This window comes from bacterium (assembly GCA_021108215.1).
Lineage (GTDB): Bacteria > Oederibacteriota > JAAXVQ01 > JAAXVQ01 > JAUVAV01 > JAIORK01.
The window spans coordinates 1-21,269 of the sequence record JAIORK010000040.1; the positions used below are offsets into that span (position 1 = coordinate 1).

A 21,269-nucleotide genomic window follows, 5' to 3' on the forward strand; every position below is an offset into this window, starting at 1 on the left:
GCATCACGAAAGTAGCTTTACATGCGGCTTGAGGTCAAACTCGCTGAAATACTCCGATTCAGGAGTGATGATATGATTGTCTACACAGGTTTCTAATAACGCTTTATGCCAAATTTCATTCTTCACAATTTTAATGTTTTTCTCTGCTAAAATCTGCTTAAAAACATTTTCTATCCCACTATAGAAATTGTGAAGAAATGCGGCAATCCCAGCTAATTCTATTTTTGTTTTGTTCTCTTTGGTTTTAACAGTTGTTATTTCATTCAACGCCATGGAAATATTATACATTTCCACTTCTATACGCTTTTGTAAATCAGCCATATATCTTTACGCCATCCTGTCGAACCAGGTCAACAAATGGGTTTTCAATATCCAAATCAACAAGATCAACAGGTTTTGAAATCGCAAACATGAGTTCACCATAAAACTTGAAAAACAACTCCGGTTTGATGCCTTTGACCGCGAGATCAATATCACTAAACTTATCACCCAATGATGCTGATCCAAACACCAACACTTGAGATGCCTGATATTTATCTGCCAAAGATGAAATGATGTTTTTATCTGTTTGAGAAATCATGATTCTCCTTGTTCAATCAAGTAAAACAATACAGCATAATAAAAGTATATAGCAAACCTATATGATTGTCTATTATGAAGCGTGACCGAAAATTCGGTGGCTGAATTGTAATTTATAGTGCAACTTGACCTTACCCCTTTTTAGTACAATCTGAAAATAGAGCTTTTCCGTGCTGTTGCCAACCTATTTTTCAAACTTCTAAAAGTTATCAGAAAACACTGCTAAATCAAGGTTGTAACTGCTTTAGTAAATCCGAATATCTGAGCACCAGTTTATCCGTGATCGCTAGATACTCGATTTTCAACTGGTCCAATTGAATTTTATTTTTTATATAATCAAGTCTGGCATTGGTTAAACCGTTTTGCGTATCAATGAGATAGTAAATATCAAGACGACCTATTTCATAGTTGCGATTATCAAGTATTAGCTTGCGTTCCGCTTTTTTTACTAGTTTTTCCTGTATGGCCAAGGTTTCTTCCATCATCGCAATATTTGCAGCCATTTGATTAATACTCAGATCCATTGAACGCACAGTATTTACAATAGAAGCATTGATTTCATTAAGTGCTGCATCAGCCTGTCCTTTGTCGCCGGTTGCTTTATAACCCCCTAAAGGCATACTGGCCTGCAGCATAACTGTATAATCCTGTTTATCACTTATTGCTGCATAACCACCATTGAAATCAGCTTCTTCCCCCTTAACCCCGTATGATCCAATCAAATCAAGAGAAGGTAGTGCACTATTATCAGCAACTTTCTTCTGATATAATTGCTGTTCTTTCAATAATTCCAGTTTTTTTACAAGCCGTAAATTTTTGATTGCCTTTTCGTCAACTGGTTTCAACCCATCTACCTGCCGAGTTTTTAAATCTGGTCTGATGTTGAGAGCATTTTTATCTCTTACTGCCTGTCCGGCTTGGAGGTAGGCGATATTCCATGTCTCATTCATATAACTTGTTTCAGTCTGAATTAATAAACTCTGATAGCGAAGTAAATTTTCCTCTGTTTGAACCATATCTTTCTCATCAGACACACCCGCTTTAAATTTACGCCGTACTGATCGCTCCAGTTTAGTTAACTCTTTAATAATCGCCTGATAGGCTTTTACATTTTCATAGGCGTTGCACCAATCAAGATAAGCTTTTTCCAACTCAACAATACGACCTTCCCAAGCTTCCAAAGCATCGTCATAGGCAGATTTCTTTTGAATCTCTGCAACTACTACTGGATAGCGATCAGAAAGGCCAAAGGCATTTTTTAAAAGAGGTTGCGTCACAGAAAACGTTATCTTTGGCGAACTACTTTCAGCTGTCCCTATAACACTCTCAGACTCTGCTAAAGTATTACTATGAGCCACAGACATTCTTGTACCTGATGGCATGAATAATTTTTGCAAACTAAGTTCATAGCTCACACTATCACTATCAGCACTGTTCACAGATGAACCAGTTGCTTCATAATGATTTAGCGTTGCACTTGCTCCTAATGTCCAGTCTGCGATTTCCTGACTTGAAACAGCAGAATACTTATATTGAAGATATTGTTGAAGCGCCGTAACAAACTCAGGATCTTTTGCCAACGCTTGCTCAACAAAAGTTTTTTGATCAACCATTGCTCCTTTTTCCAAGTTTACTTCTGCATAACTGATGTTATTCATTGCCATAATAAATCCAGCAATGATCATAGCGGTATTAATAACTAACTTTTTCATTATTGTCACTCCTTTTATTATCTTCATTAAACTTCATTCTTTTTCTGTATAGCTTTCATTAATCCCAAATCCCAACTAATCATATATAATGCCGGCAAAATAATCAATGTAATCACAGTACCAAAAAGCACACCATAGCCGAGCGCTACTACAATCGGTCGAATCATTTCCGAACTACCGCCAATACCATAAATGGTCGGTAGTAAACCAACCACTGTTGTAACGGTGGTGAGCAACACCGGTCGCAATCGACGTTTGGCGCCCTGAACAATATGCTTTATTAAGTCTGCTTTGACCATTTTTTTAGATCCTGCAATGACTTTGTTAATAAAATCAACCATGATAACACTATCATTAACCAAAACACCACAAAGACCAATGATACCAATCATACCCATAAAGGATAATGGCATACCATGAAGATGGAATGCCAGGAACGAACCAACCAATCCAAAAGGCAGAATAGCTATAATCAGGAAAGGCTGTACCGGCGAACGGAAAAGCATGACCAGCACACAATAAATGGCTAGTAAAGCAAAGATGAAACTAATCATCAAATCACGCATAGAACTCATGGTTTCTTCCATCTCACCACCGTATTTGATGGAAAGTGTGTTGTACTTATCATTACTTCCGGATAGTCCTTTTTTAAGTTCTTGCATTACTTTTTTGGATGAATTCTTGGTATTATCAATTTCTGCTGATACAGTTATCGTTCGCTCTCCATTAAAACGACTAATGCTAGCCAATCCTTCAGTTTGTTCTAAAGTGGCAACTTGCTTGACAGCTATCATATTTCCTTGGTTATTAGGAACCAGTAATTCCAGCAAGAATGATTTATTAACTTTAAATTTGGGATCCACTTCTACTCTAAAATCATACCGCTTATCCTTGGTCTGAACATAGGTTGCGATCGAGCCTTCATATGCAGTTCGTATTGCCTGTGCAATGGACGATACATTCAATCCGCGGCTGGCCATTTTAACTTGATCAAAAACCACATGCAGTTCTTCTACTCCGGAATCATAATCATCTTCAATGTCTTCTACACCTGGCATGATTTTTAATAGTCTTTTTGCTTCTTCTGCACAAGCTAAGCTCAGGGCTTCGTCATTACCAATAATGCGAAGCTCAACCCCTTTACCCAAATCAGGACCTATGACTTCTTTCTTGATTTCCAGCATGGTGAATTGTTTTTTTAAATCCTCAGGAAATGCTTGTCTTATGGCTCTTATGATTTGATCGGCCTTGCGTTTGCGGTCATTGCTGGGCACCAAAACCAATGATACTTGCGCCCAATTATCATGATAGCCTTCTGTATTAATCGGCCGGTCATTATGATGCCCGATAGCTGACTGAACAGCTATGCGTTCTTGATCTGTTGTTTGTTCAATCAAAATGGTTTCAATCTCGCCGGACACGACAATGGTTTTATCACGACTGGTGTCATCCGGTAATTCGAAGTTGACGATTATCGTGTCTGCTGAATCATCTGTAAGAACCACAAAGTTTTTAATACCCTCACTAAATAGTAAAATACTTAATACAAATAAAACAACGGAACCCAGAATAACCCAATATCGTTTCTTCAATAATTTAGCTAGTAGGTTACTATACTTTTCTACAATGGGATCAAACCAGTTAGTTTTTTTATTTTCAAAGCTTTTCTTTTTACTAAAAATAAGATGACCAGGCAGAATAAAGATAGCTTCAAAAAGAGATGCTGCCAAAGCCACAATAACCACTAATGGAAACTCATGAATCATTTTACCCATCATGCCGCTTAAAAACAGCATGGGTAGAAAAGCTACGATAGTTGTGGTAATGGCAACCACTACCGGACCAATAATTTCCTTAAGTCCGTTAACTGTGGCATCAATTGCAGATTGACCTTGTTGACGAAAATGATAAATGTTCTCCGATACCACAATACCATCATCCACCACAATACCGAGTAGCATAATCAAAGCACCCAGCGAAATCATGTTGAATGTGATACCGCTGGCAAACATGTAAATAAGAGAAATTAAAAACACTACCGGCATACCCACCGCTGTCCAGGTAGCACTATGGCGATCAAGAAAGATTAAAAGCACAATGTAGACCAGGAAAAAACCAATAATAAGATTGATCATGACGACTCTGAGCAATGAACGGATGGAAAGAGACATATCTGAAATTTTAACAACATCAATATATTCAGGTTCATATTTTTTACTTTTTTCCAAAAAAGCTTTAATCTGGTCAACCGTCACCGTAATGTCAGCATTTTCTCTTTTGACAATGCTCAAGGTCACGCCTTCTGTTTTGTTAATCCGGATATCAACATCTCTATCTTTAAATCCTTCTTCCACCCTGGCGATGTCACGAATGTATACCCGCTTAGCACCAAAATTAGAACGAATAATAACATCACCAACATCTTTAAACTTCTGGAATTGACCAATAGTTACAATGGATTGTTCTTTTTGAGTTGCTTGTAGCGATCCTCCGGTAGAGCGTACATTTTGCATCTTTATGCTATTGACCACATCTGTTAAAGAAATATACTTCTGCTGTGATTTTTCAGGATCTACAAAGATATGAATCTCCGGATCAACATAGCCTTCTTTACGAACATCACTAACATTGTTGAGTTTGCGCAATTGCGCTTCCAATTGATCAACATATTTATAAAGTTCCTTTCGTCCTTCCTTAGCACCTTCTTTGAGTGACACACCAATGGTATAAACAGACATTAATTTAGGATTCATGTCCACTACAGTGATATCATCTACTTCATCAGGCAGGTTGGGAACATTGGACATTTTTCGATAAACCTCGTCTTTTACAGCCTGCACATTTTCTACTTTATCATCAAGAGTGATCTGAATACGTGCACCATCTTCCGTAGCAACAGAGGTATACTCATCAATACCGGTTATCTGTTCCAACTCTTCTTCAACTGGAATAACTGCATTGCGTTCCACATCAAGGGGACTGGCACCAGGATAAAGAACCACTACCACCATGCGATTCATCTCGACTGAAGGAAAGGCTTCTTTGCCCACCTTAGTGGCACTGAATAGCCCTACAGAAAAAATTAATATAAGAACCATATTAATAAGTAACTGATTGTTTAATAAATACTGAAATATTTTTTTCATTGTCCTCTCCCTCTTTTACGCATTTTTATCAGCTTGCTTATTTTTTTATCATCTTTTAATAGATGATCCATTATTTGCAATCCTTTCAATACTATTTGCTGATCAGCAACAACTAATTGATCAAATAATAATGCTATTGCAATACCTGACATATCGTGAAATTGTTTAATTGATTTTTTTCCTTTATCCGTTAACTGGACGCGAATAATCCTGCGATCTTCTTTATCTCCAGTACGAATTACTATTTTCTGTCTTACTAAACGAGTAATCATATCGGTCATACTGGGCGTAGCTACACCGCTGCTATTAGCCAGGTCACGCATAGTCATACTTCCTTTTTCATGCAGCACAGTCATAACATGCATTTGGGAGAATGTGAATTGATGATGCATATTGCCTGTAGGTGGCATAGGCAATTTTGTTATCAAACCCCTTCTAATATTATGGAGTGCTTTACTAATCTCACTTGCTTTACCTTTTTGCTTTAACTGCATATTTAGCCACTCCTTTTACTTAGATATTCTAACTATTAAGTATTCTAACTATATCTCTTACACCGGCGTATTTCAAGTAATATTACACTTTGTTACATTTGAAATTAAGTGGCAGCCACAATTCCATCCCCTCTGCCATTTTTCCACCGCCGCCTTTGCCGCGCCTACCTTCAGGCAGATCACTTTTTTTCATCATCTCCCGGGTGAAAACATCTTGAAACAAATCATGCGCGGTGTATCTTTTTTATCCGGATCAATAGACCAAGGACCGGCAACCGATTCCGTAAAAGGTATTTTCACTTCATAAACTAACTGCCCTGGTGCTGGTTCACCCAACGCAACTTCTTTCCCCTGCTCCTTTTAATGAAAGGGGTCAAATCGTTACTGTTGATAACGATTTGACCCCTTTCGCAAGGTTAAAACAAATTCCAGCCACTGATGCACTATTCTTTAAAAACCCTTTCTTGGAGACTTTTAAAATGCTTCCGAAATTTTCAAATATCCATACGGCTGAAAACGCTGCAAGTTCGTTGCGAAATCAAAGCGGAAATTCACATTCTGTTTCTTATCCAGCGCAAAACGAATTCCGAAACCTGCCGTGGGCTCTATTTTATCCAAAGCGAATTCACTGAGCGAAGGTCCCACCTGACCAAGTCCGGCAAAACACACCGCCCCAAAACGCCAAACAACCGGAAAACGATATTCGACCTGCGCTGCCATATAGCATTGATCGCGAAATTCTCCCAGAAAATATCCGCGCATCATATCCGGGCCTCCCATGGCAGGCATAAACAATAAAGATATCGGCTGATCTATTAAGACGGTATAATATTGAAAAGCCAAAACATGTTTTTCCTGAATTTGCAAAAAATAGCGGTAGTCTATTTTACCTTTCCAATAATTAGAATCACTGCCCAGCATATTATGGAAATATTCTACGCGCGCATCCATATAGAAACCCTGCAAAGGGTAAAACCGATGGTCGCGCCTGTCCCAGGTAAACTGCATGCCCAGCCCGCTTATCTGATAACCCCGGCCTTCTTCCAGCAGACAAAGCTGTTCAAGTTCACCGGCTTCTTCTAGGGATTCGATCCTATAATATTGGAAAGTCCCGGCAGGGCCCAAATAAACTGTTTCTGATAATCGCCACAGAAATCCCAGGTCCAAATCCAGATTTTGAAAATAATATGCTTCCGGTTCCTTTTCCTCAGCATATGCGCCAATGCCATAATACTTAGAATAGGAATCCCTATACATGGCATCTGCGAATAATTTATTGCTTTCTCCATTAAAATACCTCTCATTTTTCAGGGTTAATATCATTTGATTATTAGTGGTATATACTGCTGCGCCGCGAATGAGATTCGGCTTGGTTGTCATTTCGTTGGAATCAGGATAAGCATAGCTAAGAAACATCACACCGCCTCCAAAATCGGTCTCAGGTGTATAAAAACCCAATGGCATGCATACCAAACCGTGTTCTTTATTCATGCGATCATTACCCATTAAATTTTTTTGAGCGTACAGGTCGCAGGCACAAACAAGTACGAATGACATAAGCAAAAACAAAATAGCAAGCTTCGACTTAACTCTCATGTCAAATCACTCCTTTCCAATTAAAAATAGATTCTCGTCCCTAATTCAAATTGACTCATAATTTGCTTGCTGCCGTATTCAGAACTTTCGACTCCGGAAAAACAAGTGCCAATTAGATATAGTGTCAGGTTAGTATAAGGACTATAAGCAATTTCATGTATATAGGTAAAACTTCCATCATGCAGATTAATTATGCCTATGGGGGTGTGGCTCAGATAAAGAATACCCAACAACTCCTGGTGCAAAATGGTGGCATATATATAATCCTGCATCAGGTTATTCGATGCCAAAGAGTTCAGGGCCAGACCGGTTCCGGCCGGCATTCCGCTGGAGACCAGGTTTTGCACCAAATGAAGATAGGCGCCAAATTCATCTTCAGTCAGGCCGGTATCCTGATGATAATATTCTATAATGAATTTAAATGTAGAGACCGGCTGCCATTGTATTCCTGCCAAATAATTCCAACCATTCACACCTTGGGACTGAATACTACCATGCTCAACTACTTTTTTTTCTTTGCTGTTAAAACAACTCACTTCACCATGCACTTCCCAGCTGTTGGCAATACTCCGGGAAAAATCCATCCCTATCTGGTGTGAATCTTCAGTGTCATAGAGGGCCATAAAATCCAGGTCAGTATTAAGTACTAGTAAATATAATTTGCCGGCTAAGCGGGTCTTTTTCCAATCCCCGTATTTATCCAGCATTTCAGCCTCAGGCGGAAGAGCAACAAAATTAAATGCCAGGGTCGGCAGCAGATCAGAATCAAAACATTTTACATATTCCAAATTGAAGGAGAGCAAACCTTCCTGGATACGCTGAGGATCTTCCGGATCTTTTATGGAATTAATATAACCGCCCGGATTAAAGGCATATCCTTTGCCCCAGTTATACCTTCGCTTACCCAACTCAATCGCCACCCCTGAGAAAAAGCCAATATGATTAAAAGCCTCCAGCAACGTGCCTGTTGCCTGATCTTCATTTATATAGGACCCCAGCATTTTCACATGCAAGCCTATGTTCTTATGCTGATAGTCGCCGTTAAAATAAAAATCCAATTGATACTGGGAAAGTTCATTGACGTCAGCTACTGCATCTGCCATATACAGCCAATAAAAGGGCGATTCCTGGCGTATACTCACCAGTGCCCATTTTGCTTCCAGATTACCGCTCAATTGAATTTCATTAACTTTCATTTCATCGGCAACCGGTATCTCAAAAGCATAATCATCCGCTTGGACCACTCTCGCGCCAAAAACCATTGCCAAAAGCAGCAAGCCGGTAAACCATCTCATCGCAATTCCTCCAGACGCGGCAGATAATTCAAAGTAAAGACTTCATCGGAAAATGTCCTGGCTTTAATGCCTTTATAAATCATTATCGACTTATAGCCTTTATACAGCGGACTATGTGTTTCAATAACCGCCGGCCGGATTAAACCATTGCTAAAATCCGTTATTTTTTTAAATTCCAGAGTTTTCAAAAGTATGCCGGTGGTGGAATAACATTCAACTTTTTGTAGATTCACATCTTCTTTACTAACCCACATCTGCAGCCTGGCATAAGTCGCGCTCCTGGTTTTGGCTTTTAATTCCAGGAGATGCACATTGTTTTTTGCTTCCATTTTTACCACATTATACTCTTTGTGATATTCCAGCATCATAATATCCGCATTATTAAACACACCCCCAACTATAGACTGCAAACCGGCAATACGAATGGGTTTGGCAATAGCCGGCAGGTAAAGCCACATACTATCATCTATGCGCAAAGAAGCCTTTCCCTTGTCACTGGCCGGCGAGAGATAAAGCAGGGCAATTTTATTCTTCTTTTTCAAGGTATAAAAAATGTATTCCTTCTGGTTTTTGTTTGGTTCGATATTAATAATTTTGCGGTATGCTTCATATGATTCCGGCATCAGTTTGGCATCAATTTTCCGCAAAAGCTCGTTTCCTGATTTCACAACCACATCACTCTCCAGGGCAGGAGACATCTCCTGCGCCTGAACCAAACTGCTTAATCCCAACAACCATATGAATACGATTAAATATATTTTAAATTTCATTTCAGCCCCCTTTTTTCTCCAAGCTGGTCCTTTTCCGGTTCCGCCTTATCTGCACTGGTTTCAACTTCATTTTTTTTGGCCAGCAGTTTATCCAGTTCGTCATTAATTGTCATGGCTGTTCCTTTGGAATATTCACCTGTTGCCAGGGCACGCACAATACCTGCTTTATCAATCAAAACCATATTTAACTCCTCCGGATGACTATAGACCTGTAAAACATCACCGTGCCAGTCCAATAAAAACCGGATTGATTGTTTTTCACGAATTTTGGTTCGAGCCATACCTTTGGCAAAAAACGGCACACTCAATTTAATCATGCCGAGCATAACAATTTGCTCGCCATATTTTTGACGAAACGCTTCAATCCATTCCGTGTTTTTTTGAAAATATTCTTTACGCTCTTTCTGAGAATGGGTCTCGGGAATCACTGTCAAGATCACGACACTGCCCCGAAGTTGTTTGAGTCCGAGCTTGGTTTCTTCAGTGTCTTCCAGCGTGAACTCCACTGCCGGCTTTCCGACTTTTAGAATATTTCGCTGTGATTCTTCCGAGGCTGCCAATGCCGGCTGACAGCACATAATAGCTAATAGCACTGTGATAATTTTTTTCATTTTATTCCTCCCTATACATGGCGCAAGGCCTCGATGGGCTCTAATTTTGCCGCCTTTTTGGCTGGCTGCAAGCTGGCCACCACGGCGATTACCAGCACAATTATGGACAAAAGTAATATCTCCATGGGCGCTACTTTGGGCATCAGTACCAGACCCTGCATAGGACCAAAATCAAAGCGAAACTTTATCAATTGCATGATAAAAATCAGGCCTAAGCCTAAAACATTTCCCAAAATCAAGCCTACTGCACCTAAAAAAGTTCCCTCAACCAGGAAAAGAAGAACGATCTTGCGGGGCAGGGTTCCCATAGCTGCAATCGTACCTATTTCCCGTATGCGTTCGTACACTGACATCATCATCACGTTCCAGACGGAAATAAGCACAATAAAAACCAGGATTACTTTCACGATAATCGCAAAAAGGTTAATAATACGTTCAATCGTTACAAAGGGCGTGATCTCCCGCCAGGTATGCAGTTCAACATCTAAAGGATGAAGCAGATTTATTTTTTTCTTCAAGGTGTTAAAAACCGGTTCCAGCTTTTCATAAGATTTAAGCTGCAAAGCAATCTCGTGTATTTCAATCTGATCCATACACATCAGCACCTTGACGTCTTCTAAGTGAACATAGCAATTTCGTCCACTCGGGCCGCTCATACTTCCGCCCAGGAATCCAGCCACCACCAGGGTCAGGGCGTTCATGGACCCCTCACGGTTATTTGCCAATACCACAATAGAATCGCCCAACTTCATACCTAAGCCGGTTCCCACATTTTCCGGCACTATAATTTCTCCGGGTTTAAGCCAAAAACCTTTCCCTGAATATCCAATAATATTTTCCCGCAGTTTGGGGCAGGTCTTATCCTCAATTCCCGGATCTACGCCCATAAATTTTACCTGAGCAGTCTTGGTATAATTACTAATCATACCCCCGAACTTTATACGCAATGAGTAGGCCTCCACGGCCGCGACTTGATCTAAAATATCCGTTACTTTCTTCAAATTTTCATCCTGCAGATATAAATCCAGTGGCATAATGTCCGTTGCACTGATATAGCCCCGTTTATGAATTTGTATATGCCCCAAGGTGGTGTGAGTAATGTCATTGATCATCATTTCCTTGAAAGACGCAGTTACCCCGCCCAATATAATTACCATCACAATCCCCACGGTTATCAAAGAAGCGGTCATATATGTGCGCCTTTGATAGCGAAGCAAATTACGGAAAGCTATTTTAAATATATTTTTCATGGCATTGTCTCCTGGTTAATTTTCGTAATTCCGCCGTCTTCAATCCGATACAATTCCTCTACCTCTTGAACAACTTTGGGATCATGCGTAGCAAAGAGAAAGGTAGTTTGCCATTCTGCTTTCATTTTTTTCATAAGCTGAATAATTAACTGAGCAGTCCGGCTGTCCAGGTTAGCTGTTGGTTCATCAGCCAATACAAGTTTAGGCCTGGTTACCAAAGCCCGGGCAATTGCCACTCGTTGCTGTTGCCCGCCGGATAATTGCCGGGGATACTTGTTTTTTTGATCAGTCATACCTACTTCTTCCAGAAGTTCCAATACGCGTTGTTTTCTTTCCGTCAGTGAAAGGCTTTGCACCATAACCAGGGGATATTCCACATTTTCATAGGTTGTCAGAACCGGCAATAAATTGAACTGCTGGAAAACAAACGATATATTGGCCGCCCGAAAACGGGCAGCTTCTATTCTTGAGAATTCGGTCACTTGCTCGCCTTTAATAATAATCTCACCCCCCGTCGGCTTATCCAGACATCCCAGTAAGTTTAAAAGCGTGCTTTTACCACTTCCCGAGGGACCAATAAAGGACACCAGTTTTTGCTGCGTTATTTCCAGATTAATATTCTGCAGCGCTGTTATGGGAACATCTGTTTCCTGATACACTTTTTTTACATTTCTCACTTGAATAAAACTCACAGCTAACACCCCTTTCTCCAGATAAATTGCATTTCAATTGCCGCGTTTTACATCCTTTATTAGGTTAAACACTCAATTGCCGGAAAACCTTCGCTTTTTTCTTGAAGTAAAGGAAAAACCCGCACCTGTGGCAGGCGCTAGGGATAATAGCCAATATTTTGAATGGTTTTTAGAAAAAGAGGCAGGTTGTTTTAAAATAAAATTAGTTTCAGTTACATTCTTGTCCAAATTAAGTCAAAACCCTATCCATACCCAAAATACGGGCACAGGCAGATTTCACAGATTAACGCAGATTTTAAAAAGTTTTAAAGCATTTGATTCAAAGTTTTGTTTTTTCGATCTCATCTGCGAAATCGGCATAATCTGCGGAGCAAGCCTTTGTTTTCAAGCTTTTATAAAATCTTTTTTATTAATTTGAACAGCAATGATTTAAAGATGTTTATTTCTCTTGCGAACCTACGCAGGCCTGTATGCGTTGCTTAATACTTTTCATAAATATCTTTTGCTGTTCCGGGGTCAACTTATCTTTTGCCTGCAAAACATTTTCCACTACTTTTTCATGCCACTGATCTTGTAGATTAGATATGTTTCCCAGGTGCTTTTCGATCTGTTCCTGCTCAACCTCTGTTTCAGCTAAAGCCGTGAGCAATTCATTTCTGGCTTGGTATAATTCTTCGCGAATTTCCGATATCTCATTCCGGGCGTTTACTCTTATCTGTTTTAATGCCTGGTTTTGTTCTTGGGAAAGATTGAGTTTATTTCTTACCTTCAAACCAAAAACCGCCCTGACCAGAAAATTATTTTGATGCCTGTATTGTTTTCCGCCTAGAACATGGTGATAAATAATTGTGCCGATAATCCCGCCATTGATCGCCAATGAAAAAAGTAAAAGTATTATAAGCCATTTTGCTTTCATGGTTTTCATCTCCTTGTCAGAATAAATTACTGTAGATTTTATCATATTCATTTAAAAAATTATCCACACCGGTAATACTTGTTATGGAATCATTTTCGGACGGCACAAACTCCTTTTCATACAGTAAAGATCCCATATAATGACCCAAATAAATTCCCAGCATTAACAACAACGCTGCGGGAACAGGAAGTAATGTTTTCGGAATGATATTTTGTGATATTTTATCCAACCAGGTTCCGGGTATTGTTTGTTTGGCGGTGTTCCTGAGTACGCGCGTCTCAAAATCTTCGGATAGTATGTCCGGCGCATCCCATTCACCCATGGTCTGCCACAGTTGTTTCAAGTCCTCCGCCTCTTTTTGGCAGGACGGACAGGATTGTATATGCGCATTCATTTGCCTGGCCAGTTCCGGGCTTATCTCTTGATCAATATAAGCTGAAAGCTTTTTTCGAACCGCTTCGCACTTCATGGCGCATTACCTCCTAACTCATTCAATTTCCCCGCTCTGAAAAGCGGGGATTTGGATATGATCTGTAGAAAACCATTATTACTATCCCACTTCATCCCTGGATTGAACGCCGGGAATAAAGCAGTCAACATATTAAACACACGTAAGAGTAAAAACCTTCGGTTTTTTATTAAAAATCTTTCCACAAAGGCAGCAGTTTATTCTTTAAATACTGCTTAGCCCGTTGCGCCAGGGAATCAACCGCTGCTACTGAACAACCTAATATTTCAGCTATTTCCCCATAAGATTTTCCTTCGTATCTTTGTAAAACCACCACTATTCTTTGTCTCTCCGGAAGACTTTGTATAGCTGCCTTGATCAACTTTATTCTTTGTTCACTTTCGATTTCTTCCAGCGCATTATGGTCAACAATTTGCAGGTTTTCCAAATTTTCCAGGGACATAAATTGAACCCGTTTTTGGGAACGTATTTGGTTCAAACAGACATTTATGGTTATTTTATATATCCAGGTAGAAAGTTTTGCTGTGGATTTATATTTCCCGGCTGAATTATAAATCCTTAAAAAAACCTCCTGCACCACATCCTCAATTCTGTTGAAATTCTGAAGGTAACGATAAGCGAGGCTAGCCACGTTTCTTTTGTATTTCCGCATGATTTCCTCAAATGCGGAAACATCACCTTTTTTCAGTTCCAACATAAGTTGAGCATCTTGGTCCATATACAATCCCTTAAATTATTCTCGCATCATTACATAGCATTACATACAATTTTTCGTTATCGTATGAATAAAACAATTGCTTGCCGGGAATATTTATCCTACCGGTTTTTAAGGTTTCACACTATCTGTAGTTTCTCAGATGATCGGGACAACCAAATAGGATCTTTTTTCTGGACTAAAATATCATCTTCAATTCGGATACCTCCCCACCCCGGGATGTAAATTCCAGGTTCGCAGGTAACAACCATATTTTCTTCCAGTCTTATATTTGATTTTATTGAGAGTTTGGGCGCTTCATGAATTTCAAGCCCCAGACCATGACCCAAGCTATGGGTATAATATTTTTCCATACCCTCTGCACGAAAAATTTTTCTGGCTTTTTTATCAGATTCAGAGGATTTTTCGCCTGAAATGATGTATTTTGATGATAAAATTTGTGCTTTTTTAACAATTTCGTATGTTTTTTGCTGTTTTTTATCTGTTTTCTTCACGGCAATGGTTCTTGTGAGATCAGCATGATAGCCCTTATAAACACATCCAAAATCCATAACAACCAACTCACCCGACTTTATCTTCCGCCCGGATGGTTTGGCGTGCGGCAATGCACCATTTGGCCCGGAAGCAATAATGGTTGGAAACGCCAATCCCTCCCCGCCCTTCATGACCATGGCTTTTTCAAGCATCATCGCGATATCAATTTCACTTTTCCCCGGTTTGATTCTGGAGAGGATGGCCTGAAAAGCCGCCTCTGAAATCGTAACTGCTTTTTGAATTGCCGCGCGTTCATCAGCCGCCTTAAATGCCCTGGCCGCCTCAACGCACCCTGACGCCGGCAGACCTTTCACCAAACACCCGATTTTTTTCCAGCTTTTCACGGTTACATGCTCATCTTCAAAACCAAGTTTTTGCAGACGCTTTTTCCGGATAACATCTGCCAGGCCGTCATGCGGGTCGCCGTTGCAGATCCGGATTGTCGTATGCATGCACTCTTGACGGGATTGTTCGGTATAGCGGCCATCGGTAATCAAAAGTGGTTTGCCCTCAGGATAAACCAGCACCCATCCCGCGCTTCCGGTAAACCCGGTAAGATAACGACAGTTGGGTCCGCTCACAATCCAAAGTGCATCCCACCGCCGTTTTTGGATATAGTGCTGCAATGCCCTTTGCCGGTTGCGAAAATAATGCTGCTCGGTTTGTCCCATACAGGTACCTCTCTTATGTTAACGCTGTCCTCGATATATTCTATCCAATTGCGCAACCATAAACGAAAGGCTGAATTTCTCCGCCTCTCGCAGTCCTTGTTCGCCCATGTACTGCCGAAGACTTTTATCCTGCAACAAACGGATGATGGCCCGGCCGGCTGCCTCCGGCTGCCCGGGCGGCACCAAGACACCGGTTTTATCCTGCCGAACCGCTTCCCGTGTACCTTCCACATCTGTTGCCACAATCGGAACCGCGCTTGCCATGGCTTGTCCCAGCACACAGGGCAATCCTTCCCAGAGCGAAGTCAGTACAAGAATATCAAATGCCGGCATCAGGCGTGCCACATCCTCACGCCAGCCGGTAAGAACAAAACGATCTTCCATACCAAACTTTTTCACACGCTTCTCAACCGCGTCTCGCTCTGCTCCGTCACCGATCAGAAAAAAACAGGCCTTGGGTATCTCCCGCAATACCGCTTTGGCTGCACAAACAAAATCCTCCGGAGCTTTTTGCGCTTTGAGACAGGCAACCATCCCGACCAGGGGCGCGTCAGCATCAAACCCAAATTCCTGCCGCACACTCCGGCACATCTTTGCCTCAGCTGGAAAAAACGCAGAAAAATCTGAACCAGGATGGATCACCCGGTACTGTTCGGCATTTCCAATTCCCTGTGCCAGTCCTTTTTTCCGGGTTGCCTCTGAAACAGCAATCAGCACATGACTCATCCGGGCTGCCCATCGTTCCAGCCGGATATAGAACCAACGCATCAATTTATTTTGATAGTCATGAAAAGGCCACCCGTGAATTGTATGGATAATCATGGGGACACCTGCCAAACGCGCGGCCCACCGGCCCAATAGCCCCGCCTTGGAACTGTGCGTATGCACAATGGCAATTCGGTGCTTCTTCATAAAATGAGTGAGACGGAAGAGTGTCACACCATCACACAGGGGTCTGATAGGATGTTTAAATGATTTCCAGAGAAAGGTATTCAATCCCGGCATCGCCCGGGCCTGATCGTCCAAAAATCCGCCGTGCCCGCTGATAAGATATTTCTTGTAGCAATGGTTGTCCATTTGTGCCAGCGTATTTAAGGCAACCTGTTGGGCGCCCCCCAGCTCAAGCTTGGTGATCACAGTTAAAAAACGTACTGCCTGATTGTCTTTTTGTTCAGTCATCTGAATCACACATCTTTTCCCGCATAGTCTGTTTTTTCGGTTTTTTATGCTATACTGAATTTAGACAATGTTCCCGCCGAGGCACACACAACCTCCCACAAGAGGCTTGGGGCCGAAAGACGACCCTCACAGGCGATGAACAGGTTCAAAAAGTGACGCTCACCTCACCTGATGGTTATCAGGGATTGCCAAACTGTGGAGGAGCGTCACTTTTTTGTCTAAAATTTCACTTGAAAATTCAACCCGGCGGAAATAGTGATGAAGTTAATATAATCGCCGGCCATCATGGGAATCAAATTTGCTCCCGCGTTTAAACCCAAACTGCTTACGTCTGTCACCGGCACAACAATTTTCAACCCGGCTTTCACCACCGGCGCCCAGCCAAATTCCTCATCAGAGCTGTCTCCTCTGATATCGCTGTCACTGCTGTCCACCCAATCAGCTGTGACGCTGTTTATAAAATAACCCAATCCCACACCGTTTTCCAAACCAATCTTGATCACATTTAGGTCAATATCATAACTATATTTTGCCATTACATAAGAACCCGCTGACATTGCCTCCACTTCCCACTTACGGGTCGTCTGCGGCGTCCCCTCGTAATCCACATTAAAAGATCCCTCACTCGCGAGGATTAAAAATCCTATTACTGTGCCGAAGTCCAGGCCGGACACGGTGGTGACGTTGACGCCGGGATTGATTTCCAACATTGCCCCGATGGAAGGCAACTCGTATGATTCATCATTTTCCGAGTAGGTTGACATGCCGAGGGCCACGTTCCAGTTCAATTCCAACTCTTTCCGCTTCAACTTGTGCGCCATCCATTTTTCCTTATAATACCCCCTGGTTGCGGCTGTGGGTTTGCCGGGTACAGGTTCTGATACCTGCGTGGGTATCGTTTCGGTTGTAAACGCTGTGTTTTCTGAAGATATTGGTGCCACTGTTTCCTCTGCCGAAACACTGACCGCACCCAGCCCCAGGCATACTGCAATCATCAATCCTGCTGTAAAAAACTTTTTCATACCTTACCCCCTTTATTTTGTTTCTTGTGCCGCTTGTTTCCCTGCCAGCATTGCATCTTCCATGGCTGAATATTCCCAGCGTCCCCAACGGCCGATACAGATAATGCCATAGTAATTGAGATATTGAATAATCCGTTTTTTCGCTGCCGCATAGGCACTGTCAAAAATAACATAAGCATAGGGAATATATTGAAAATGTTCAGCCTTTATTGTATCACGCTTTTTAAGAATGTCTGCCTCTATCAAACCTTGCCGCACCTGCCCGGCAATGCGCACCCGCGTATCCCAGCCGGTTCCGGCCGGGAGGGCGACTTCAGCATACAGTGTGCTGTGTCCCGGCGGTGCCACTTTGCCAAAATTGCCGGGAAACCCAACGCGGTAAAAAGGATACTTTTTTTCAGGAAAATAGAGCCAATGCGCATCATGCACCTTTGCCCGCGCAACGCCGAAATTAACCACCACCACCGAGTTCCATTGAAGTTGTTGCATTGCCTCCAACACCGCCTGAGGAGGACTTTCCAGCAGCGCAACCAGGGCGGGCAATGGAATCGTCGAAATCAGCTGCTTCCATGCCAGACGGCCGTGACCGATAATATCCACCGTACGCTTCCGAAGATCAAGCCGAACAGCCCGGGCATTTAAATTCAATTGAGGGATTTTTTTCGCCAGCGTATCGGCCAACAACCCGATCCCGCCGGATTTGGGATACAAAAATTCTGCATTATAGCCGCTTGTCTTATCGTCGGGATAAAAGGCGCCCTGCACCACACGGGCAATCTCCGGCCTGGGCATATAGGCCCCCATCCAATCCAATGTCAGTTCGGACGGATCAACTGTCCACAATTTGCGATTGTACGGTTCCAAAAAAAGATCGGAAATCGTTCTGCCAAAATTTTGCCGGGCCCATTGTAAAAAATTATCCGGCCGTTTTTCAGTATGGCTGACAGCTTCCAGATACTCACACAAGGCTCTCCTTTTTATTTCACCGGGCAGACCGCGAATATTGGCTTGAAAAGGATATGCAAACTCCGTCCGGCTAAGCTGAATCCGGGCATCACGTTTGATGGTATTGAGTTTTCCCGGGAGCAGGCGTTTTATAAATTGCCGTATCTGAGGGTTCCGCAGATGCAGCAAATGTCCCGACTTATCAAAATGGTAAACACCGACACGATCTGTAACACACTCCCCGCCGGGCCGGGACTCGGCCTCATAGACAACCGCTTGTTTGCCAAAATGGTAAGCTGCCGAGAGTCCTGCCAATCCGCCGCCAAGCACAATACACTTCGGATTGGTTTGTCTTGCCGCCTGGGGCATTTATTTTTTCTCCATGGAAAAACTGCCCATGCGCTCGGCAGTAAACAATGCCAACAAACCAACGGTCAGGTAAATCATTAGCGACCAATGCACCGGCACTTGAATCGTCAAATACGCGACCAGGCCCAGCCCCAAACCAATTCCCCAAAGCAGCCATACGGTTTTTTGCTTGGTCAATCCAAGTTTGACCATCCGCAGCGCCAGGTGGTCCGGGCTGCCGCGAAACATGGAGACGCCGCGACGATGGCGCAAAAACATGATAAACAATGTATCGAAGATGGGAACACCCAAAATCAAGATCGGCGCCAAAACCGCCAACGGATTTGTTTTGGAGTAGCTTTCACCCATGGCAATCGACGCCAGGACAAACCCCAGCATTAATGCACCGGTATCTCCCAGATAAATTTTTGCTTTGGGGAAATTATAAGGTAAAAAACCCAGCAGCGCACCGCCCAGCGCAGCGGTGATATACATATCATTGAATCGTCCGTTTTCCATGGCAATCGCAAAAAAGATTACTGCCGCAACAATACTAATTCCCGAGGCCAAGCCATCCATGATATCAATCAAATTCATGGCATTGGTAACCCCGACCACCCAGAGAACACTCAAAAAAACCGAGATCCCCGGATGATGGATAAACTGGAGGCGCATATTACAAGCAATAAGAATCAACGCCGCCATGGTCTGGCCGATAAATTTGACAGCCGGCGAAAGCTTGAATTTATCATCAATCAGTCCCAATATAACAATCAGGCTGGTACCGCTTACCACCCCCACCACCCCGATGACGGTGCTGCTTTCCCATATTTTGAATACCACCAGTGTTGTGATAAATGCCAGATAGACAGCCAGACCGCCCAAATAAGGAACCGGATTTTTATGTTTTTTTAATTTCGTATCAGGATGATCAATTATTTTAAGTTTAACAGCCAGTTTCCCAGCCAAGGGTGTCAGCCCAAGCGCCAAAAAAAACGCCAATAGAACAATTCCAAAATTCGATGCCATCATCATCTCCATCAATCCCTGTGTTTCGAAATAGTTGCAATTATTTTTTTCAATCGTTGAGCTGCGGCAGCCCAGTCGTATTTTTCCAGTGCCAAACGCCTGCCCTGGATGCGAATTTTATCTGCCAGCGCATCATCTTGGTAAAGCTGTACACATTTTTCGGTAAATTGTTCTGCCGTGTCCGCAACCAAACAATGTTCCTGATCACATGCCAGAACATTATCCGCCACCAGACGGGTCGCCACCACCGGCAAGGCGGAAGAAAAATACTCGATTACCTTGAACTGCCGACCCGACGCCACCTGCAAAGGTGCAATGGCAATACGCGCTTTTTTAAAATAAACACTGATATCCGGCACAATCCCGACAAAATCAATCCCCGGCTGATGCCAGTGTTGATTCGTTTCAAAATCCGCCGGACGCTTCCCAACCACCGTCAGCCGGGCAGCGGGCAGCTTTATTTTAAGCAACGGCCAGATGTTGCGGCAAAAATCCTGCAATCCCAAATAATTAGGATAGTACGCCATGTTGCCCACAAAAACCAGCTCCGGTTTTTGGGAAAGAATCTTTACTTCAGAAAATGATTGCGTATCCACTCCGTTGGTAACTTCTTCTAAGGTTGGGGCGGCACCCAGGTGCTTCAAAAATCCGAGATCCACCTCAGATGAAATAACACTTGCATCAAAGTGATGCGATATACGCGCCTCATACTTGCGTAAGCGTTTAATCTCGTGCTGGAGATAAAACTGTTTGAGCAGACTATGTTCAATTTGTGCCCGGTTCTGAAAATGGCGTGTCATCGCATCGGTAAAATCCAACACCCTAAATCCAACCCGCGCCCGGCGGGCATACGGTGCCATGCGCAGCCGGTAAGTGTAAATGCCATCTATTTTTTTGTCTTTCACAATTTGACGGACCGCAGCATGCATCCGGCGGCTGTTAAACGCCGCAACATTTAGCGGCACCAGTGTGACCCAGGCTTTCAGGCAGTTCAAAACAATCTCCCGGCGGGAAATCATCACTGCCTGAGACGAGGCACATATTGTTTCTAAATACTTAACATGCGCCTGTTGCTCCGGACTGCGGATAAACCCCAAAAAATGCACATGATGCATTTTTGCAAGTTCCTTGAGTAGATGATACGCTCTTTGACGATCGCCGTCTTCCACCGGATAAGGTAAAATCGGCGCTAAAAACAGTAAATTCATGCGAATCCTTTTTCAAAAACGTCGTATTGTAATGTGCAATAATTATACTGATTTTACTTGCAGATCACCAGAAAGAAAACCCGCAGGT

The 21,269-nt window shown here is 42.5% G+C and carries 21 protein-coding genes; 1 reads left to right on the plus strand and 20 read right to left on the minus strand.

Annotated elements, in window-relative coordinates:
* Nucleotides 1-3: 3 nt before the first annotated feature.
* The 11 genes from K8S19_09540 to K8S19_09590 all read right to left on the minus strand — a co-directional run bounded on the left by K8S19_09540 (nucleotide 4) and on the right by K8S19_09590 (nucleotide 12,145).
* Nucleotides 4-321, minus strand: a complete 318-nt coding sequence (locus tag K8S19_09540) for a hypothetical protein (protein MCD4813918.1) — start codon at nucleotides 319-321, stop codon at nucleotides 4-6.
* Nucleotides 314-580, minus strand: coding sequence for a nucleotidyltransferase domain-containing protein (locus tag K8S19_09545; GenBank protein ID MCD4813919.1), 267 nt, complete (start codon nucleotides 578-580; stop codon nucleotides 314-316). Before K8S19_09545 ends, K8S19_09540 begins: the two co-directional genes overlap by 8 nt.
* A 226-nt stretch (nucleotides 581-806) precedes the next feature.
* The gene (locus K8S19_09550; protein ID MCD4813920.1) at nucleotides 807-2,291 is read right to left on the minus strand and encodes a TolC family protein; all 1,485 of its coding nucleotides are present in this window, start codon (nucleotides 2,289-2,291) and stop codon (nucleotides 807-809) included.
* Nucleotides 2,292-2,317: 26 nt separating this feature from the next.
* Nucleotides 2,318-5,437: an efflux RND transporter permease subunit gene (locus K8S19_09555; GenBank protein MCD4813921.1), complete on the minus strand. Its 3,120-nt coding sequence runs from the start codon at nucleotides 5,435-5,437 to the stop codon at nucleotides 2,318-2,320.
* Nucleotides 5,434-5,931, minus strand: a complete 498-nt coding sequence (locus K8S19_09560) for a MarR family transcriptional regulator (GenBank protein ID MCD4813922.1) — start codon at nucleotides 5,929-5,931, stop codon at nucleotides 5,434-5,436. Before K8S19_09560 ends, K8S19_09555 begins: the two co-directional genes overlap by 4 nt.
* Before the next feature lie 474 nt (nucleotides 5,932-6,405).
* Nucleotides 6,406-7,527, minus strand: coding sequence for an outer membrane protein assembly factor (locus K8S19_09565; GenBank protein MCD4813923.1), 1,122 nt, complete (start codon nucleotides 7,525-7,527; stop codon nucleotides 6,406-6,408).
* A 20-nt stretch (nucleotides 7,528-7,547) separates the two neighbouring features.
* Entirely contained in the window at nucleotides 7,548-8,822 is a 1,275-nt protein-coding gene (locus K8S19_09570) for a hypothetical protein (GenBank protein ID MCD4813924.1), read from the minus strand.
* Entirely contained in the window at nucleotides 8,819-9,592 is a 774-nt protein-coding gene (locus K8S19_09575) for an outer membrane lipoprotein-sorting protein (protein ID MCD4813925.1), read from the minus strand. The genes K8S19_09570 and K8S19_09575 overlap by 4 nt, the downstream gene beginning before the upstream one ends.
* The gene (locus K8S19_09580; GenBank protein MCD4813926.1) at nucleotides 9,589-10,203 is read right to left on the minus strand and encodes a peroxiredoxin family protein; all 615 of its coding nucleotides are present in this window, start codon (nucleotides 10,201-10,203) and stop codon (nucleotides 9,589-9,591) included. The genes K8S19_09575 and K8S19_09580 overlap by 4 nt, the downstream gene beginning before the upstream one ends.
* Nucleotides 10,204-10,214: 11 nt before the next feature.
* Nucleotides 10,215-11,453 (minus strand): ABC transporter permease, encoded by a 1,239-nt coding sequence (locus K8S19_09585; GenBank protein ID MCD4813927.1) that lies wholly within the window; start codon nucleotides 11,451-11,453, stop codon nucleotides 10,215-10,217.
* Nucleotides 11,450-12,145, minus strand: coding sequence for an ABC transporter ATP-binding protein (locus K8S19_09590; protein ID MCD4813928.1), 696 nt, complete (start codon nucleotides 12,143-12,145; stop codon nucleotides 11,450-11,452). Before K8S19_09590 ends, K8S19_09585 begins: the two co-directional genes overlap by 4 nt.
* 76 nt (nucleotides 12,146-12,221) lie before the next feature.
* Here K8S19_09590 and K8S19_09595 point away from each other — a divergent pair, with 76 nt between their 5' ends.
* Nucleotides 12,222-12,563, plus strand: coding sequence for a hypothetical protein (locus K8S19_09595; protein MCD4813929.1), 342 nt, complete (start codon nucleotides 12,222-12,224; stop codon nucleotides 12,561-12,563).
* Between the two features lie 21 nt (nucleotides 12,564-12,584).
* On the opposite strand, the gene K8S19_09600 is transcribed toward K8S19_09595, so the two are convergent.
* The 9 genes from K8S19_09600 to K8S19_09640 all read right to left on the minus strand — a co-directional run bounded on the left by K8S19_09600 (nucleotide 12,585) and on the right by K8S19_09640 (nucleotide 21,181).
* A complete protein-coding gene (locus K8S19_09600) occupies nucleotides 12,585-13,061 on the minus strand; it encodes a periplasmic heavy metal sensor (GenBank protein ID MCD4813930.1) in 477 nt (158 codons plus the stop codon).
* A gap of 16 nt (nucleotides 13,062-13,077) precedes the next feature.
* A complete protein-coding gene (locus K8S19_09605; GenBank protein ID MCD4813931.1) occupies nucleotides 13,078-13,530 on the minus strand; it encodes a zf-HC2 domain-containing protein in 453 nt (150 codons plus the stop codon).
* Between the two features lie 169 nt (nucleotides 13,531-13,699).
* Nucleotides 13,700-14,248, minus strand: a complete 549-nt coding sequence (locus K8S19_09610) for an RNA polymerase sigma factor (GenBank protein ID MCD4813932.1) — start codon at nucleotides 14,246-14,248, stop codon at nucleotides 13,700-13,702.
* Between the two features lie 116 nt (nucleotides 14,249-14,364).
* Complete coding sequence (locus tag K8S19_09615; GenBank protein MCD4813933.1) at nucleotides 14,365-15,450, minus strand: Xaa-Pro peptidase family protein; 1,086 nt, start codon at nucleotides 15,448-15,450, stop codon at nucleotides 14,365-14,367.
* A gap of 18 nt (nucleotides 15,451-15,468) precedes the next feature.
* Nucleotides 15,469-16,638: a glycosyltransferase family 4 protein gene (locus tag K8S19_09620; protein MCD4813934.1), complete on the minus strand. Its 1,170-nt coding sequence runs from the start codon at nucleotides 16,636-16,638 to the stop codon at nucleotides 15,469-15,471.
* A 209-nt stretch (nucleotides 16,639-16,847) separates the two neighbouring features.
* Complete coding sequence (locus K8S19_09625) at nucleotides 16,848-17,651, minus strand: hypothetical protein (GenBank protein ID MCD4813935.1); 804 nt, start codon at nucleotides 17,649-17,651, stop codon at nucleotides 16,848-16,850.
* A 12-nt stretch (nucleotides 17,652-17,663) separates the two neighbouring features.
* Entirely contained in the window at nucleotides 17,664-18,965 is a 1,302-nt protein-coding gene (locus K8S19_09630; GenBank protein MCD4813936.1) for an FAD-dependent oxidoreductase, read from the minus strand.
* Nucleotides 18,966-19,979 (minus strand): undecaprenyl/decaprenyl-phosphate alpha-N-acetylglucosaminyl 1-phosphate transferase, encoded by a 1,014-nt coding sequence (locus tag K8S19_09635; GenBank protein MCD4813937.1) that lies wholly within the window; start codon nucleotides 19,977-19,979, stop codon nucleotides 18,966-18,968.
* A 5-nt stretch (nucleotides 19,980-19,984) separates the two neighbouring features.
* Entirely contained in the window at nucleotides 19,985-21,181 is a 1,197-nt protein-coding gene (locus K8S19_09640) for a glycosyltransferase family 4 protein (GenBank protein ID MCD4813938.1), read from the minus strand.
* Between the last annotated feature and the right edge of the window lie 88 nt (nucleotides 21,182-21,269).

Coding starts and splice junctions, on each gene's coding strand:
- K8S19_09540 (MCD4813918.1), bottom strand. CDS start 321: ATGGCTGATTTACAAAAGCGTATAGAAGTGGAAATGTATAATATTTCC.
- K8S19_09545 (MCD4813919.1), bottom strand. CDS start 580: ATGATTTCTCAAACAGATAAAAACATCATTTCATCTTTGGCAGATAAA.
- K8S19_09550 (MCD4813920.1), bottom strand. CDS start 2,291: ATGAAAAAGTTAGTTATTAATACCGCTATGATCATTGCTGGATTTATT.
- K8S19_09555 (MCD4813921.1), bottom strand. CDS start 5,437: ATGAAAAAAATATTTCAGTATTTATTAAACAATCAGTTACTTATTAAT.
- K8S19_09560 (MCD4813922.1), bottom strand. CDS start 5,931: ATGCAGTTAAAGCAAAAAGGTAAAGCAAGTGAGATTAGTAAAGCACTC.
- K8S19_09565 (MCD4813923.1), bottom strand. CDS start 7,527: ATGAGAGTTAAGTCGAAGCTTGCTATTTTGTTTTTGCTTATGTCATTC.
- K8S19_09570 (MCD4813924.1), bottom strand. CDS start 8,822: ATGAGATGGTTTACCGGCTTGCTGCTTTTGGCAATGGTTTTTGGCGCG.
- K8S19_09575 (MCD4813925.1), bottom strand. CDS start 9,592: ATGAAATTTAAAATATATTTAATCGTATTCATATGGTTGTTGGGATTA.
- K8S19_09580 (MCD4813926.1), bottom strand. CDS start 10,203: ATGAAAAAAATTATCACAGTGCTATTAGCTATTATGTGCTGTCAGCCG.
- K8S19_09585 (MCD4813927.1), bottom strand. CDS start 11,453: ATGAAAAATATATTTAAAATAGCTTTCCGTAATTTGCTTCGCTATCAA.
- K8S19_09600 (MCD4813930.1), bottom strand. CDS start 13,061: ATGAAAGCAAAATGGCTTATAATACTTTTACTTTTTTCATTGGCGATC.
- K8S19_09605 (MCD4813931.1), bottom strand. CDS start 13,530: ATGAAGTGCGAAGCGGTTCGAAAAAAGCTTTCAGCTTATATTGATCAA.
- K8S19_09610 (MCD4813932.1), bottom strand. CDS start 14,248: ATGGACCAAGATGCTCAACTTATGTTGGAACTGAAAAAAGGTGATGTT.
- K8S19_09615 (MCD4813933.1), bottom strand. CDS start 15,450: ATGGGACAAACCGAGCAGCATTATTTTCGCAACCGGCAAAGGGCATTG.
- K8S19_09625 (MCD4813935.1), bottom strand. CDS start 17,651: ATGAAAAAGTTTTTTACAGCAGGATTGATGATTGCAGTATGCCTGGGG.
- K8S19_09630 (MCD4813936.1), bottom strand. CDS start 18,965: ATGCCCCAGGCGGCAAGACAAACCAATCCGAAGTGTATTGTGCTTGGC.
- K8S19_09635 (MCD4813937.1), bottom strand. CDS start 19,979: ATGATGATGGCATCGAATTTTGGAATTGTTCTATTGGCGTTTTTTTTG.
- K8S19_09640 (MCD4813938.1), bottom strand. CDS start 21,181: ATGAATTTACTGTTTTTAGCGCCGATTTTACCTTATCCGGTGGAAGAC.